This is a genomic window from Nocardioides sp. JCM 18998 (genome assembly GCF_055391535.1).
Genome location: NZ_AP043886.1, coordinates 250,327 through 265,190 on the forward strand (window position 1 = coordinate 250,327; position 14,864 = coordinate 265,190).

15 protein-coding genes and 3 tRNA genes are annotated in these 14,864 nt (G+C 71.2%); 8 read left to right on the forward strand and 10 right to left on the reverse strand.

The features are described 5' to 3' along the window. Positions 1–178 precede the first annotated feature (178 nt). On the reverse strand, positions 179–1,348 hold the full coding sequence (locus ACZ5L9_RS01195; RefSeq protein ID WP_464532657.1) for an acyl-CoA dehydrogenase family protein: 1,170 nt from the start codon (positions 1,346–1,348) through the stop codon (positions 179–181). A 23-nt stretch (positions 1,349–1,371) separates the two neighbouring features. Further along, positions 1,372–2,220, reverse strand: coding sequence for a 3-hydroxybutyryl-CoA dehydrogenase (locus ACZ5L9_RS01200; protein ID WP_464532662.1), 849 nt, complete (start codon positions 2,218–2,220; stop codon positions 1,372–1,374). Between the two features lie 73 nt (positions 2,221–2,293). Between ACZ5L9_RS01200 and ACZ5L9_RS01205 the strand changes: the two genes are divergently transcribed. After that, positions 2,294–2,950: a TetR/AcrR family transcriptional regulator gene (locus ACZ5L9_RS01205; RefSeq protein WP_464532666.1), complete on the forward strand. Its 657-nt coding sequence runs from the start codon at positions 2,294–2,296 to the stop codon at positions 2,948–2,950. A gap of 57 nt (positions 2,951–3,007) precedes the next feature. Here ACZ5L9_RS01205 and ACZ5L9_RS01210 read toward each other — a convergent pair. From ACZ5L9_RS01210 to ACZ5L9_RS01235, 6 genes are all read right to left on the reverse strand, one after another. Next, positions 3,008–3,083 (reverse strand) — tRNA-Glu (locus ACZ5L9_RS01210). A gap of 155 nt (positions 3,084–3,238) precedes the next feature. Further along, a tRNA-Glu gene (locus ACZ5L9_RS01215) sits at positions 3,239–3,314 on the reverse strand. Between the two features lie 39 nt (positions 3,315–3,353). Beyond that, positions 3,354–3,425 (reverse strand) — tRNA-Gln (locus tag ACZ5L9_RS01220). Between the two features lie 70 nt (positions 3,426–3,495). Further along, the gene (locus tag ACZ5L9_RS01225; protein ID WP_464532669.1) at positions 3,496–4,458 is read right to left on the reverse strand and encodes a lysostaphin resistance A-like protein; all 963 of its coding nucleotides are present in this window, start codon (positions 4,456–4,458) and stop codon (positions 3,496–3,498) included. A gap of 5 nt (positions 4,459–4,463) precedes the next feature. Further along, positions 4,464–6,005 (reverse strand): glutamate--tRNA ligase, encoded by a 1,542-nt coding sequence (gene gltX, locus ACZ5L9_RS01230; RefSeq protein ID WP_464532672.1) that lies wholly within the window; start codon positions 6,003–6,005, stop codon positions 4,464–4,466. Then, positions 6,002–6,817: a fumarylacetoacetate hydrolase family protein gene (locus tag ACZ5L9_RS01235; protein WP_464532675.1), complete on the reverse strand. Its 816-nt coding sequence runs from the start codon at positions 6,815–6,817 to the stop codon at positions 6,002–6,004. The genes gltX and ACZ5L9_RS01235 overlap by 4 nt, the downstream gene beginning before the upstream one ends. Before the next feature lie 116 nt (positions 6,818–6,933). Between ACZ5L9_RS01235 and ACZ5L9_RS01240 the strand changes: the two genes are divergently transcribed. Then, complete coding sequence (locus tag ACZ5L9_RS01240; RefSeq protein ID WP_464536778.1) at positions 6,934–7,749, forward strand: 3-methyladenine DNA glycosylase; 816 nt, start codon at positions 6,934–6,936, stop codon at positions 7,747–7,749. Between the two features lie 142 nt (positions 7,750–7,891). Beyond that, entirely contained in the window at positions 7,892–8,383 is a 492-nt protein-coding gene (locus ACZ5L9_RS01245; protein ID WP_464532680.1) for an N-acetyltransferase family protein, read from the forward strand. An 8-nt stretch (positions 8,384–8,391) separates the two neighbouring features. On the opposite strand, the gene ACZ5L9_RS01250 is transcribed toward ACZ5L9_RS01245, so the two are convergent. Then, a complete protein-coding gene (locus ACZ5L9_RS01250; protein ID WP_464532684.1) occupies positions 8,392–8,955 on the reverse strand; it encodes a TetR/AcrR family transcriptional regulator C-terminal domain-containing protein in 564 nt (187 codons plus the stop codon). Between the two features lie 84 nt (positions 8,956–9,039). Between ACZ5L9_RS01250 and ACZ5L9_RS01255 the strand changes: the two genes are divergently transcribed. The 5 genes from ACZ5L9_RS01255 (at position 9,040) to ACZ5L9_RS01275 (ending at position 13,428) form a co-directional block, all read left to right on the forward strand. Further along, positions 9,040–9,657, forward strand: a complete 618-nt coding sequence (locus ACZ5L9_RS01255) for a biotin transporter BioY (protein WP_464532688.1) — start codon at positions 9,040–9,042, stop codon at positions 9,655–9,657. Then, positions 9,654–10,373 carry an energy-coupling factor ABC transporter ATP-binding protein gene (locus ACZ5L9_RS01260; RefSeq protein WP_464532691.1) on the forward strand — a complete coding sequence of 240 codons (720 nt, stop codon included), beginning with the start codon at positions 9,654–9,656 and terminating at the stop codon, positions 10,371–10,373. The genes ACZ5L9_RS01255 and ACZ5L9_RS01260 overlap by 4 nt, the downstream gene beginning before the upstream one ends. After that, complete coding sequence (locus ACZ5L9_RS01265) at positions 10,370–10,966, forward strand: energy-coupling factor transporter transmembrane component T family protein (RefSeq protein WP_464532694.1); 597 nt, start codon at positions 10,370–10,372, stop codon at positions 10,964–10,966. Before ACZ5L9_RS01260 ends, ACZ5L9_RS01265 begins: the two co-directional genes overlap by 4 nt. A gap of 17 nt (positions 10,967–10,983) precedes the next feature. Then, positions 10,984–12,141 (forward strand): GGDEF domain-containing protein, encoded by a 1,158-nt coding sequence (locus ACZ5L9_RS01270; RefSeq protein ID WP_464532697.1) that lies wholly within the window; start codon positions 10,984–10,986, stop codon positions 12,139–12,141. Between the two features lie 114 nt (positions 12,142–12,255). Beyond that, positions 12,256–13,428, forward strand: coding sequence for a GGDEF domain-containing protein (locus ACZ5L9_RS01275; RefSeq protein WP_464532702.1), 1,173 nt, complete (start codon positions 12,256–12,258; stop codon positions 13,426–13,428). Position 13,429: 1 nt separating this feature from the next. On the opposite strand, the gene ACZ5L9_RS01280 is transcribed toward ACZ5L9_RS01275, so the two are convergent. Then, complete coding sequence (locus ACZ5L9_RS01280) at positions 13,430–14,851, reverse strand: amidase (RefSeq protein WP_464532706.1); 1,422 nt, start codon at positions 14,849–14,851, stop codon at positions 13,430–13,432. Positions 14,852–14,864: the final 13 nt, after the last annotated feature.

Here is a 14,864-nt window from a genome sequence, read left to right on the forward strand (position 1 = left end):
CGTCGCGGGGCACCCCCAGGCAGTGTGGGGTGGCGGCCGCCGACTCGGCTGCAATGCGTCGCGGCTCCGATGCGGGTCACTGGTCACGCCAGGTCGACCGCCAGTGCACCCCGTGAACGACCACAGGTCGGGGCTACCGCAACACCGGCTGCGACCCTGACCTGCGGTAAGTGTCTGCTCAGATGTCCGACTGGATGCCTGCGAGGAGCTGACGCGCCATCACGATCCGCTGCACCTGGTTGGTGCCCTCGTAGATCTGGGTGATCTTGGCGTCGCGCATCATCCGCTCGACCGGGTAGTCGCGGGTGAAGCCGTAGCCGCCGAGCAGCTGGACGGCGTTGGTGGTGACCTCCATCGCGACGTCGGAGGCGAAGCACTTGGCGGCAGCGCCGAAGAACGTCAGGTCCGCGTCGCCGCGCTCGGAGCGACCGGCGGCGGCGTACGTCATCTGACGGGCCGCCTCCACCTTCATGCCCATGTCGGCGAGCATGAACTCGATGCCCTGGAACGACGCGATCGACGTGCCGAACTGCTGGCGCTCCTTGACATAGCCGAGCGCATAGTCGAGCGCGCCCTGGGCGACGCCGACGGCCTGGGCGGCGATGGTGACGCGGGTGTGGTCGAGGGTCTTCATGGCGTACTCGAAGCCCTTGCCCTCCTCGCCGATGATCCGGTCGGCCGGCAGGCGCACGTTGTCGAAGTAGACCTCGCGGGTCGGGCTGCCCTTGATGCCGAGCTTCTTCTCCGGGGCGCCGAAGCTGACGCCCTCGTCCGACTTCTCCACCACGAACGCCGAGATGCCCTTGGAGCGCTTCTCCGGGTCGGTCATCGCCAGCACGGTGTAGTACTCCGAGACGCCGGCGTTGGTGATCCAGCGCTTGGTGCCGTTGAGGATCCAGCCGTCGCCGTCGCGGACCGCGCGGGTCTTCTGCGCCGCGGCGTCCGAGCCGGCGTCGGGCTCGCTGAGGCAGTACGAGAAGCCACCCTCGCCGCGGGCGAGCGCGCCGAGGTACTTCTTCTTCAGCTCCTCCGAGCCGCCGATCTGAACCGGCAGCGAGCCGAGCTTGTTGACCGCCGGGATCAGCGAGGCCGAGACGTCGGCCCGGGCGATCTCCTCGATCACCAGCACGGTGGCGAGCGCGTCAGCGCCCGCACCGCCGAACTCCTCCGGGACGTGCGGGGCGTAGAACTCCGTCTCGAGCAGGGCGTCGTGCGCCTCCTGCGGGTAGCGGGCCTCCTCGTCGACCGCGGCGGCGTGCGGAGCGATCTTGGCGTCGCAGATCTCGCGGATCGCCCGGCGGATCTCCTGGTGCTCCTCGGAGAGGGCGAACAGCGGGTACTCGTTCATCGTCAGCGTCCTTCTCGGGTGTCTCAGTAGGGGTAGAAGCCGTGGCCGGACTTCTTGCCGAGCAGGCCGGCGTCGACCATCCGGTCCAGCAGCGGCGGCGGGGAGTACAGCGGCTCCTTGAACTCGTCGTACATCGAGACGCCGATCGCGCGGATGGTGTCGAGCCCGATCAGGTCCGACAGCGCCAGCGGGCCCATCGGGTGGCCGCAGCCCAGCACCATCCCCTTGTCGATGTCGGCGGCCGAGGCGTAGCCCGCCTCGTACATCCGGATCGCGCTCATCAGGTAGGGCACCAGCAGGCTGTTGACCACGAATCCGGCGCGGTCGGTGGCCTCGATCGGCTGCTTGCCGAGGGAGTCGGCGACGAACGACTTCATCCGCTCCAGCGTGTCCGCCGACGTGGTCAGCGACGGGATCAGCTCGACGAGCTGCATCACCGGAGCCGGGTTGAAGAAGTGCACGCCCATCACCCGGTCGGCGCGACCGGAGACTGCCCCGAGCTTCACGATCGGGATGGAGGAGGTGTTGGAGGTCAGGATCGCGTCGTCGTTCTCCAGGATCGAGCCGATGCGACGGAAGAGCTCGAGCTTGATGTCCTCGCGCTCGCTGGCCGCCTCCACGACCAGGTCGCGGTCGGCCAGCGCCTCCAGGTCGGTCGCCACCTCGAGCCGGCTCCTGATCGCCTCCAGCCCGGCCTGGTCGATCTTGCCGCGGCTCAGGGCGCGCTCCAGCGAGGCGTCGATCCGCTGGCGAGCGGCGTCGGCAGCCTCCTGGCTGATCTCGACCACGACGGTGTCGATGCCCGCCTTCGCGGTGACCTCAGCGATGCCCGACCCCATCAGGCCGCCACCGACGACTCCGACCTTCTTCATGCTGCTCCCTCTCGTTGACGGTACTACGTACCGTACTAGCGGGACGGCGTTCCAGCGAAGTAGGGTCGCGCCCATGCCGACCCCGACCACCCGCGAGCGCCTGATCGCGGCCGCGTTCGACCTCTTCGCCATCCAGGGGTACGACGCCACCACCGTGGACCAGATCGCGACGCATGCCGGCGTCGGTCGTACGACGTTCTTCCGCAACTTCGCCAGCAAGGAGGACGTCCTCTTCCCGCACCACGACGAGGTGCTGCCGGAGGTCGAGGCCCGGCTGGCCACCGCGACGCCGACCACGCGCTCGAGCGCGCTGCGCGAGGGCGCCCGGATCGTGCTGGACCACTACATCGGCGAGGGCGAGGCCGCCCGCCGCCGCTACGAGCTGACCAGCACCGTCCCCGCCGTCCGCGAGCGCGAGATGGCAGCCGTCCAGCGCTACCAGCGGCTGTTCGCCCGACACCTGGCCGGGTGGCTCGCCGAGGAGGAGGACGGCCCGCTGCGCGCCGAGCTGACCGCCGCGGCGGTCATCACCGCGCACAACCACGTGCTGCGCAAGTGGCTGCGCGGTGACGGCATCGATCTGGTCGAGGAGTTCGACCATGCCATCGACATCGCCCTTGAGGCGCTCGGCGGCGGCGCGAGCGAGCAGACGACCGTCGTGGTCACCGGCGGCGGTGACGTGGAGACGATCCTGCGCGAGGTGCGCGAGGCACTCACCCGCAATCCGTGAACCCCTCGGCACAGAAAGCGAAGAGCCCCAGCGCATCGCGCTGGGGCTCTTCCTGCGTGGTACCCCCGACCGGATTTGAACCGGCGTTACCGCCGTGAGAGGGCGACGTCCTAGGCCGCTAGACGACGGGGGCTTGCAGCTCGCTGACCAACCGGCCAACAAGAAGGAACATTAGCGGAAACGCCCTCCGGGCTCCCAATCCGCACCGCATCCCGATGCGACCGGCCGGGCCGAGCCACGACCGGAATGCGAAGAGCCCCAGCGCACAGCGCTGGGGCTCTTCCTGCGTGGTACCCCCGACCGGATTTGAACCGGCGTTACCGCCGTGAGAGGGCGACGTCCTAGGCCGCTAGACGACGGGGGCTTGCAGTGGCTCCTCTCCCGCAAGCAGGGGAGGAATCCGCTGGGATACTAGGACTCGAACCTAGAATGACGGAATCAGAATCCGTAGTGTTGCCAATTACACCATATCCCATTGACTTTGCAGTGAATCGATCACCGCGTCAATCACGCCCTTCACCGGAGTGGCTGGCGCGGGTGAAACATTACACGGACGTTCCCGCACGTACGAAATCGGGCGCACCCGTCCGGGTCGCGATCCCCTGTCGGCGCGCGGCGAGCAGCACCAGGGCCAGGAAGACCAGCGACTGGGTGAGCGTCACCGGGATCGCCCACCAACTGCCGGTGGTCGCGTTGAGCGTCTCGCTGATGTTGCCGTAGACCAGCGCCAGCCCGAAGGCGACGAAGTTGTTGAGCACGTGCATCGCGATGCCGGCCTCGAGGCCGCCGGTGGCGATGACCAGGACGCCGGCGACCAGGCCGAACGCGAACCGGTCGAAGAACACCGGCACGTCCTGCACCCCGTGCGCCAGCGCGAACAGGAACGCAGGGATCACGACAGCGGCCCAGCGCGCCCGGAAGAGCCCGCCGAAGGCCTGGGTCAGGTAGCCGCGGAAGGCGTACTCCTCCCCCGCCGCCTGCAGCGGGGTGAGGAACAGGATCACCAGGAGGTAGTCGCGCATCGTCGAGGTCCACGGGTTGACCGTGCCGCCGACCTTGGCGTCCGACGGGCCCTGCGCGGGCAGCACGGCGGAGACGATCAAGGTGGCGATCAGCGCGACCACGGCGATCCCGAGGCAGGTCAGGACCCAGCGCCACCGGACCTTCGCCCGTACGGAGGCCAGCCAGCCGGGGCGCAGCTGGTGCACCGTCCGGTTCACCAGCATCGCGACCGGGATGGCGGCCGCCAGCGACAGGTTGAGGAACGCCAGCGCTGCCGGGGTCAGGTGCTCGGTGTCGGCGAGCCGGTCGAGCGAGGCGGAGACGTCGTCGCCGGCGACCGCGTACCCGATCGCGAAGACCCCCTGCAGCGCGAGCTGGGCGGCGACGAGGGTCAGCACCAGCAGCGCGAAGACGCCCAGGAGCGTGCGGCCGGTGCCGGTCCGTCCACCGCGATGCAGCTCGTGGTAGGCCAGGCCCCGACCGGGCTCCTGGGCGGGAAGCTTCACGGGCGTCAGCTGAGGGCGCCCTGGAGGCGGCCCAGGGAACGCTCGCGGCCGAGCAGCTCGAGCGACTCGAAGAGCGGCGGGCTGACGCGGCGACCCGTCGCCGCGACCCGTACGGCACCGAAGGCGACGCGCGGCTTGAGCCCCATCTCCTCGACCAGGGCGCCGGTCAGCGCATCGCTGATCCGCGCCGCCGACCACGGCTCGACACGGGCGAGCGCGTCGTAGGAGGCCTGGATGACGGCCTGGCCCTCGTCGGTGGCGACCAGCTTGTCGCGGTCCGCCTCGTCGAGGACGAAGTCGGCCTCGGGCACGAAGAGGAAGTGCAGCAGGTCGCCGACCTCGGTCAGCTTGTTGACCCGCTCCGCCACGAACGGCATCGCCAGCTCCAGCAGCTGGGCGTCGGCCGGCGAGACCGGGTCGGAGACGAGACCGTCGCGCTTGAGGTACGGCAGCGCGCGGTGGGTGAGCTCCTCGACCGGGAGCTGGTGCACGTGGCTGGCGTTGATCGCCTCGCACTTCTTGATGTCGAAGCGGGCCGGGTTGGCGTTGACGTCCTTGATGTCGAACGCCTCGACCATCTCGGCCAGGGAGAAGATGTCGCGGTCCGCGGCGATCGACCAGCCCAGCAGCGCCAGGTAGTTGAGCAGGCCCTCGGGGACGAAGCCCTGCTCGCGGTAGGCCAGCGCGTGCGCCTCCGGGTCGCGCTTCGAGAGCTTCTTGTTGCCCTCGCCCATCACATACGGGAGGTGGCCGAACTCCGGCGTCGCCTTGGCGATGCCGACCTCCTTGAGCGCCTCGTACAGGGCGATCTGGCGGGGCGTGCTGGAGAGCAGGTCCTCGCCGCGCAGGACGTGGGTGATCTCCATCAGTGCGTCGTCGACCGGGTTGACCAGCGTGTAGAGCGGGTCGCCGTTGGCGCGGGCGAGCGCGAAGTCCGGGACGTGCTTGGTCTCGAAGGTGACCTCGCCGCGGACCAGGTCGTTCCAGGTGATCGAGCCGTCGGGCATCCGCAGACGCGGCACGGAGCCGCGGGAGCCGGCGGCGACCTCTGCCTCGAACGCGGCGATCTGCTCGGTGGACAGGTCGCGGCAGAAGCCGTCGTAGCCCATCACCGGGGCTTCGGGCTTGGTGCCCTTGCCGCCGGCGGCGGCGAACGCCGCCTTGGCGGCGGCGTACTCCTCCTTCTTGGCCAGCGCCCGGCCCTCGACCTCCTCGGTCGTGCAGTAGCAGCGGTAGACGCGGCCGCTGCTCTGCAGCTTCGCGAGGGCGTCGGCGTAGATGTCGCCGCGCTGGCTCTGGAAGTACGGCGCGTGCGGGCCGCCGACCTCCGGGCCCTCGTCCCAGTCGAGGCCGAGCCAGCGCATCAGGTCGATGATCGAGGCGAGCGACTCATCGGTCGAGCGCTCCTTGTCCGTGTCCTCGATCCGGAAGACGAACTGGCCGCCGTGGTGACGCGCGAAGGCCCAGTTGAAGAGGGCCGTACGGACGAGGCCGACGTGCGGGCTGCCGGTCGGGCTGGGGGCCATGCGTACGCGGACGTTGCTCATCGGGTTCCTACCTTGTTCGTGAGGGCGCCGACGCCCTCGATGAAGATCTCGATCTCGTCGCCCGGGGCCATCTCGGCGACGCCCTCGGGGGTGCCGGTGAGGATGACGTCGCCGGGGAGAAGCGTCATGAGGCTGGAGACGTGGCTGATCAGCGCGGGCACGTCGTGCACCATCTGCGCGGTCGAGCCGTCCTGGGCCTGGTCGCCGTTGAGGAAGGTCTGCACCTTCAGGCCGGCCTTGATCGCGGCCAGGTCGATCCCGGTCTCGATCCACGGCCCGAGCGGGCAGGAGGTGTCGAAGCCCTTGCCCGCGGTGAAGTGGCCCTGGCGGCGCTGGATGTCGCGGGCGGTGGCGTCGTTGGCGACCGTCACGCCGTAGATCACCTTGGCGACCTCGGCCGGGTCGTTGGGGACGTCGCGGCAGATCCGGCCGATCACGATCGCCAGCTCGCCCTCGAAGTCGAGCCGCTCGCTGGCGGCGGGGCGCAGGATCGTGTCACCGGGGCCGATCACCGACGTGTTCGGCTTGAGGAAGAAGAGCGGCTCCTCGGGGACCTCGTTGCCGAACTCGGCGGCATGGGCGGCGTAGTTGCGCGCCACCGCGACGACCTTGCTGCGGGGCAGGACCGGCGCGAGCAGGCGGACGTCGGCGAGCCGGTGGGTCTGGTCGAGGGGGTTGATCCCGGCGTAGATCGGGTCGCCCGCCAGCGCCACGACCTGGGCGTCGGGGTCGGGCTGACCGTACTCGTCGAGGTCGCCGGTCACGATGCCGAAGAGCGGCTCGTCTCCTGTGGTGAATCGGGCGATGCGCACCCCTGCAGCCTATCGGCGGGCGTGCGCGGCCGTGACCCCGCCGTGGTCGCACCCCGGTCTGGCCCGGATCCGTGCTTTCGGGCCGGCACGATCGGCGCGCGTACCCTCGTCCGGTGATGTCGCCCGCGCTGGAGATCGACCCCGATCTCGAGGAGCGTGCCCGCGCGCACCGCGAGCGGCTGCTGCCGTACGTCGCGCCGCACCTGGCCCGGCGCGACGCGGCAGTGAAGCACCCGGTGCACGACTTCCTCTTCACCTATTACTCCTTCCGGCCCGCGCAGCTGCTGACGTGGACGCCCGGCTCGCCCGTGCTGCCCGAGGAGAAGCGGGTCCTGGTCTCCACGATGCTGCGGCTGCTGCGCGCGACCGCTGGACGGGCCGGCAACTTCGGCTGCTTCGGCCTGCACGAGTGGGCGATGGTCCATCGCGCCGACGACACCCGCCACCCACAGCCGCTGCGGCTCGGAGGTGCGGCGACCGATGCGGTGGTCGAGTCGCACCGGATCGCGTGCTCCCACTTCGACGCGTACCGCTTCTTCACCCCCTCCGCCGCCGGGCTGAACACGCTGGCCCCGGGACCCGGCGACCGCGCCGACTTCGAGCAGCCGGCCTGCCTCCACGGTGGGATGGATCTCTACAAGCACGCGTTCCGGCTCTCCCCGCTGATCCCCTCGGACCTGGTCGCCGACGCCTTCGAGCTGGCGTGGGAGATCCGCATCCTCGACATGCGCGCCGCGCCCTACGACATGACCGGCGTGCGGATGGACCCCACCGGCGAGGAGTGGACGCCCATCATGATCGAGACCCCCGCCGGCAAGCAGGAGTACGCCCGGCAGCAGCGGGCGTTCGCGGAGCGCGGCGCCCCGATCCGGCAACGACTGATCGAGGAGTGCGAGCGCCTCTTGGGCGCCACCCGCCCGGCCGGCGCCTGACGGACTGACACGATCTGCACCCGACCCGCCGGTGGCGAGGTGCGTAGCGTGTCGGTTCGCCGCTCGGGAGCACATCACGCGGTCGAGGAAGGGGTTTCGCGGCTCGCTGCGCGGAGCACGCCATCACCGGCAGAATCGGAGCGTGACCCACTCCCGCATCCGCCGCATCCAGCCCGCCGACGTCTCCGCTGCCGTCGCCCTCGTCTACGAGCTCGCGACGTATGAGAAGGAGGTGGAGTCGTGCCACCTCACCGAGGAGCAGCTGACTCGGGCCCTCTTCGGCGACGCACCGGCGCTCTTCGGGCACGTCGCGCTCGATGACGACGACCGGGTGGTCGGGATCGCGCTGTGGTTCCGCAGCTTCTCCACCTGGCGTGGCGAGCACGGCATCTACCTCGAGGACCTCTACGTCTCACCCGGTCAGCGCGGCGGCGGGCTCGGCAAGGCCCTCCTCCAGGCGCTCGCCGAGGAGTGCGTCGCGCAGGGCTATGCCCGGCTCGAGTGGTCGGTGCTCGACTGGAACGAGCCGGCGATCGGCTTCTACCGGTCCCTCGGCGCGGTGGCGATGGAGGAGTGGACCGTCAACCGGCTCGACGGCGAGGCGCTGCAGCGGCTCGGCACCCCGGTGGCCTGACGATTCGCCTAACGGCCCGGCTGGGCCGCATGCATCACCTGGATGCCGGCGATCACGATGCCGAGTCCGGTCGTGAAGTCGTCGGCGTCGCGCAGATCGTCCGCGATCGCGCCGGCCGCGGCGGCCTGGAGATGGGTCTGCTCGTCGACGGCATGGCCGTAGACGAAGTGCAGCAGGGTGCGGGCGGACGTCGGCGCCAACGCCCCGATCCCGCCGTCGGTCAGGGTCTCCACCAGCAGGTCGTACGGGCGACGGGCACCGAGCCCGAAGGAGTGCACGGTCGCGACCAGCTCGGCGCCGTCGCGATAGGCCAGCAGCGCGTCGCGCAGCACGCCGCAGGTGGCGGCGACGCGGGTGGTCCACTCCCCCGATGCCGGCCAGGTCGCCCGGTCGAGCAGCTCGTCGGCGACCGCGGCCAGGAGCGCCTGCTTGCTCGGGAAGTGGTGGTAGAGCGCGCTGGGTCGCACGCCGAGCTCGGCGCCGAGGCGTCGCATCGTCAGATCGGGGAGGCCGAGGTCGTCGAGGACCTCGATGGCCTTGGCGACCACATCGGGGCGGCTGTTGCGGTTCATCGGTCGACACCCTAACCTGAACACCGTTCACCTGACCACTGTTCAGGTCCCTTCCTTCCGCATCCCTCCCAAGGAACCCGCATCGTGAAGAAGAGCACCACCACCGACCTCGCCCTGATCGCCGCCTTCGCCGCGCTGGTGACGGCCTGCGCCCTGCTGCCCGCGATCGATGTCGCCGGCCCGGTGCCGATCACCCTGCAGACGTTCGGCGTCCTCCTCTCGGGTGCCGTCCTCGGCGCCCGTCGCGGCTTCCTCGCGGTCCTGCTCTACCTGGTGCTCGGCGCGGCCGGACTGCCGATCTTCGCCGGAGGCGGCTCGGGGATGGCGACGTTCACCGGCCCGAGCGGCGGCTACCTGATCTCGTTCCCGTTCGTCGCGGGCCTGGTCGGGCTCCTGGTCACGACGGCCGGCGCGATCCTGCCACGTCGCTCGGTGGTCACCGGGGCGCCGCTGATCCTCGTCGCCGCGATGCTCGGCGTCGCGCTCAACCACGCCGCCGGCATCGTCGGCCTCCACCTCCGCGCGGACCTGTCGTGGCGGGATGCCTGGAACATCGACAAGGTCTTCTGGGTCGGTGACACGATCAAGGCGATCGGTGTGGCCGTCGTGGCGGCCGCCGTGCACCGCGCCTTCCCGGGCCTGCTCCGCGGTGGCCGCCCCGCGACGTCGATCGACGCCACTGCGGCGACCGTCGGCTCGTGAGTGCGCGAAGCGAGCTCGCCATCCAACGCACCAGCATCCGGCTCGACCAGGTCACCGTCCGCGTCCCCGTCGCCGACGGGGACCTGCTCATCCTCGACACCACCTCGCTTGACCTGACCGAGCAGCGGATCGCCTTGATCGGCCCCAACGGGGCCGGCAAGTCGACCCTCGCACGCCTTCTCAACGGCCTCGCCACCGCGAGCACCGGCCGGGTCACCGTCGACGGCCTGGACCCGGCGACGGAGGGCAAGGCGGTCCGCCGCAAGGTCGGCTTCACGTTCACCGACCCGGCCGCCCAGCTGGTGATGCCGACCGTGCTGGAGGACATCGCCCTGTCGCTGCGCCGCACCCACAAGCAGCGCACCGAGCGGGACGAGGCCGCCCGAGCGGTCCTGCGCCAGTACGGCCTCGAGCACCTCGCCGAGCGCAGCGTGCACGGCCTCTCCGGCGGCCAGCGTCAGCTGGTCGCCCTCGCCGGGGTGCTCGCGACCGACCCCGACATCCTGGTCGCCGACGAGCCCACCACCCTGCTCGACCTGCGCAACGCCAGGATGATCGGCGACCTGCTGCTCGGGCTGCCGCAGCGCCTCGTCCTGGTCACGCACGACCTCGAGCTGGCCACGCGCTGCGACCGCGCCATCCTGGTGGACGGCGGCCAGGTCGTCGCCGACGGCCCGGCCGACAAGATCGTCGAGTACTACCGGGCGACCACGTGATCGGCGACTACCGCCCCGGCACGACCTGGCTGCACCGTCTCCCGGCCGGGGCGAAGCTGATCGCCCTGCTCGCCGCCGGGATCCTCACCGTCGCCGTCCGTGGCCCGATCGCCTCGCTGGGCGCTCTGGCGATCGCCCTGGTCCTGCTCCGGTGGTCGGGCGCAAGCCTGCGTGCCACCTGGCGTGGCCTGCGCGGGCTGCTGGTCATGGTCGTCTTCCTGTTCGCCTGGCAGGCCTGGCAGAGCGGCTGGCCGCGCGCGGTCGAGACGGTCGGCGACATCGTCGCCCTCGCACTGCTCGCCACCGTCATGACGGTCACGACCCGCGTGGACGACCTTCTCGAGGCGATCACCGCCGGGCTGCGTCCGCTGCGCCGCCTCGGCGTCGACGCCGACCGGGTCGCCCTCGCCTTCGCCCTGACCATCCGGGCGATCCCCGCCACCCTCGAGCTCGCGGAGGAGACCCGTCAGGCCGCCCAGGCCCGCGGCCTGGAGCGCGATCCGCGCGCGCGTCTCACGCCGTTCGTGATCCGGGTGGTCGCCCGAGCCCACGAGACCGGAGCGGCCCTGCACGCCCGAGGCATCGGCGACTGACCTCTATTCTGGGGACAGTGGACATCCTGACGCTGCGGATCGCGTTCTCCGTGGTCGCATGCGTTCTGCTGGCGCTGTTCTCCGTCGGCGCCTACCGGACGACCCGGGCGCCGTTCGCCGGCTGGTGGACCGTCTCGCTGCTCTTCTTCGGGCTGGCGACGCTCAGCTACGTCGCGAACGGCACCGATCTCGAGGTCGTCCTCAACCCGCTCGGCAACGGCTTCAGCGTGCTCGGCGCCGAGGCGGCGTGGTGCGCGGCCCGGTCGCTCAGCACCCGCTCGATCCGACTGCGGTGGCTCCTGATCGCCCCGGCGGTCGCGGTGGTGGCCGGCCTGATCGACGACCCCGCGCACGACCGCTGGTCGGGCGGAGCGGTCTACCTCACTCTGATGACGGGCGTCTTCGGTGCCACCGCATGGGCACTGCACCGTGCGGCGGAGCCGCGCCTCGGGCCGAGCAGGCTCCCGACGCCGATCATCCTGATCCGCTCGCTCGGCCTCGCCTCCGCCGTGCTGACGCTCTTCTACGTCGGCCGCACGATCGCGTTCCTCGCCGCCGGCCCCGGCAGCGATCTCTTCACCAGCTGGTTCGACAGCGGTCCGACGACGCTGCTGCTCCTGGTGCAGCTGGTCGTCGTCTCCTTCAGCATGTCCTCGCTGAGCACCGTCCAGCAGCTCGACGACCTCCGGCGGCGGGCGGCGTACGACCGGCTCACCGGCCTGATGCGGCCCGAGGAGTTCCGCGATCAGGCCGTCGACCTCCTCCCCACCCTGGCCCACGACGGGGAGATCGTGCTGCTGGCGATGGCCGACCTCGATCACTTCAAGCGGATCAACGACGACCTCGGCCACGCCGTCGGCGACGACGTCCTGCGCGCGTTCGGCTGGGCGGCACGTACGACGCTGGGACCCCGCGCCCTGTGCGGGCGACTCGGCGGCGAGGAGTTCGGACTGGTGTTCCCCGCCACCAGCCTCGAGCACGCCGAGCGCCTCCTCGACCACGTCGCCACCGAGCTGCAGCAGACGTCGCACCTGCCCGACGGCAGGATCCCGACGGTGAGCATCGGCCTGGTGCAGGCCGTGCCGGACGTTCCGCTGGCCGCGTTGCTGAACCGCGCCGACCGTGCGCTGTACGAGGCGAAGGCGCAGGGCCGGGCCCGGATCGTGCGCGCCTGAGAGGCCCGCCACGGGCCCGTTTCTTGCTCGGCGGGACGCAGTCTGCGCAATACTCTCGCCCCGGGGTCGTTCGGTGACTAACGTTCCTCCGGAGGCCCGGAGGGGACGGGGAGGGTGAGCGTGCTGGACGGCATGTCGGTCCGGATCGCCTTCGGCGTGACCGCACTGACGTTCTTCGGGCTTCTGTGCATCATGGCATCGAGCACGGAGCGAGCCACGTACGTGACGTGGTGGCGCCGGGCGATGCTGGCGTTCCTCGTCGCCTTCGCCCTGTTCACCCTCGACGAGATGCCGGCCCGACGCTTCGCCGGTCCGCTGGCCGATCTGGTGATGGTCGCGGGCGCCGCGATGGTCTGGGCCGGTGCTGCCTCGTTGCGCAGCGTTCGCCCGAAGGCGTGGCAGCTGGCGCTCGGACCCGCTGCCGCCTTCCTGTGTGCCGCCCTGAGCCACCCGGAGCGCTCGTCGTGGAGCGGGGCGTGGTGCTTCATGACCGCGACCGCCGTCTATTTCGGGCTGTGCAGCATCGACACGTGGCACGCCGGCCGGTCCGCGGCGGAGAGCGTCGCCGACCGCAGCTTCGTCCTGCTCGCCCGTGCCCTCTCGATCGCGTTCGGCATCGCGGCCGCGTTCTATCTCTGCCGCACGGGGGTGCTGCTGTTCGCCGGCGCCGGATCCGACGTGTTCCAGCGGTACTTCGGCACGGGCATCACGTCACTGGTGCAGCTGTTCCTGCTGACCAACGTCGCGTTCAGCATGTCCTCGCTGGTCACTGAGCAGAAGGTCCGCGACCTGCACCGTCGGGCCAGTCGGGACCCGCTCACGGGCCTGCTCAACCGCGGTGAGTTCGTCACCCTCGCGCACGCCCGGCTCGCCCAGAAGTCCGTGCGTAGCAGTGTCGTCGTCCTCGCGGACCTCGATCACTTCAAGTCGGTCAACGATCGCTTCGGGCACGCCACCGGCGACCGCGTGATCCGGGCGTTCGCGCAGGCCTGCACGGGGGTGCTGCGCGCCGGAGACCTGATCTGCCGCTTCGGCGGCGAGGAGTTCGTCATCCTCGTCCCCGACGTCACACCCAGCGATGCCGAGCGCCTCACCCGGCTGATCACCAACCGCTTCCAGATGCTGATCGCCCTGCCCGGCTTCGTCCCGACGGCGAGCTACGGGCTGGCCTCCACCGCCGACGGTGCGGACCTGCAGCAGCTCATCGAGTGGGCCGACCAGGCGCTCTACCGCGCCAAGGAGAGCGGGCGCGACCGGGCCGTCCACTTCGCCTCGATCGCGCGCTGACTCACCAGCCCGGCGGGTGCCGATCCGCCCAGGGCGCTGCCGCCTCGACCTGCGCCGACAGCGACAGCAGCAGCTCCTCCTCGCCGGGACGTGCCGCGAGCATGATCCCGACCGGCAGCCCCTCGGCGGTGTGATGCAGCGGCAGCGAGATCGCCGGCATGCCGGTGACGTTCCACGCGCTGGTCCACGGCGTGAACCGCTTCTGCGCCTCGAAGTCGGCGCGCGGGTCCGCGTCGTCGCGCATCGCCCCGACCATCGGCGGCAGGCTCGCCAGCGTCGGCGTCAGGACGGCGTCGTACGGGGCCAGGGCCTCGAGGGCCGCAGCGGCGAAGCGACGCATCGCACCGATCGCGAGGCCGAACTCCGGGCCGCTGACACCCTCGCCCCACTCGGCCAGCCAGCGGGTGAGCGGGCGGATCCGGGCGCGCTGCTCGGCGGCGAGCGGCGTCACGGACAGCGCGGTCAGCACCGCCCAGCACGTCTCGAACGTCGCCACCGCCTCGATCGGCAGCGGCTTGGGCACGTCCTCGACGACGTGGCCGAGGTCCTCCAGCAGGCGCGATGCCTGCTCGTACGCCGCGACGCACGCGGCCTCCACCGGGGTCTCGGTGATCACCGGCTCCAGGAAGCGCGCGATCCGCAGCCCGGCCACGGGTCGCTCGCAGGCCTCCAGGAAGGTGTCCATCGGCTCTGGCGCCCACGACGGGTCGCCGGGTCGTCGCCCGGCCATCACGTCGAGGAAGGCGGCCGCGTCGCGGACCGTACGGGCGAGGGGACCCGCGGTGGCGAGGCCCACGGGGTCGCCGTACATCGGGGCGCCCGAGATCCGGCCACGGGTCGGCTTGAGCCCGACCAGGCCGCAGGCCGAGGCGGGGATCCGGATGGAGCCGCCGCCATCCGAGCCCTGGGCGATCGGGACCAGGCCGGCCGCGACCGCGGCGCCCGCGCCCCCGCTCGACCCGCCGGCCGTGCGGCGCCGGTCCCACGGCGTGACCGCCGGCGGCGCGACCTCGGGCTCGGTGTAGCAGGGGCTGCCGAACTCCGGGGTGTTCGTCTTGCCGAGGCTGATCATCCCCGCGCGCTCGATCGCGCGGACGACCTCGTCGGAGACCTCGGGCACGAAGTCGGCGAAGACGGCCGAGCCGAACGTCGTCCGTACGCCGGCGGTCTGGTTGAGGTCCTTGATCGCGGTCGGCACGCCCCACAGCGGGCTCGCCCCGGGAGGGCGGATCGCCAGCTCGCGGGCGCAGGTCGAGATGCGCTCCTCGGCGATGGTGACGAAGGCGCCGAGCGGCTCCGCGGCATCGGTGTCGAGGCGGGCGATCCGCTCGAGGTAGTGCTCGGCCAGCTCCGCGGGCGAGACCTCGCACCGCCGGATCAGCTCGCCCTGCTCCAGCGCGGTCAGGTCGTGCAGCTCGGTCACGGAGCCACCGTAG

Bases quoted from the DNA above. Each gene is read 5' to 3' on its own strand.
- gltX (WP_464532672.1), bottom strand. From the start codon at position 6,005: ATGAGCAACGTCCGCGTACGCATGGCCCCCAGCCCGACCGGCAGCCCG.
- ACZ5L9_RS01240 (WP_464536778.1), top strand. From the start codon at position 6,934: ATGTCGCCCGCGCTGGAGATCGACCCCGATCTCGAGGAGCGTGCCCGC.
- ACZ5L9_RS01200 (WP_464532662.1), bottom strand. From the start codon at position 2,220: ATGAAGAAGGTCGGAGTCGTCGGTGGCGGCCTGATGGGGTCGGGCATC.
- ACZ5L9_RS01205 (WP_464532666.1), top strand. From the start codon at position 2,294: ATGCCGACCCCGACCACCCGCGAGCGCCTGATCGCGGCCGCGTTCGAC.
- ACZ5L9_RS01250 (WP_464532684.1), bottom strand. From the start codon at position 8,955: ATGAACCGCAACAGCCGCCCCGATGTGGTCGCCAAGGCCATCGAGGTC.
- ACZ5L9_RS01195 (WP_464532657.1), bottom strand. From the start codon at position 1,348: ATGAACGAGTACCCGCTGTTCGCCCTCTCCGAGGAGCACCAGGAGATC.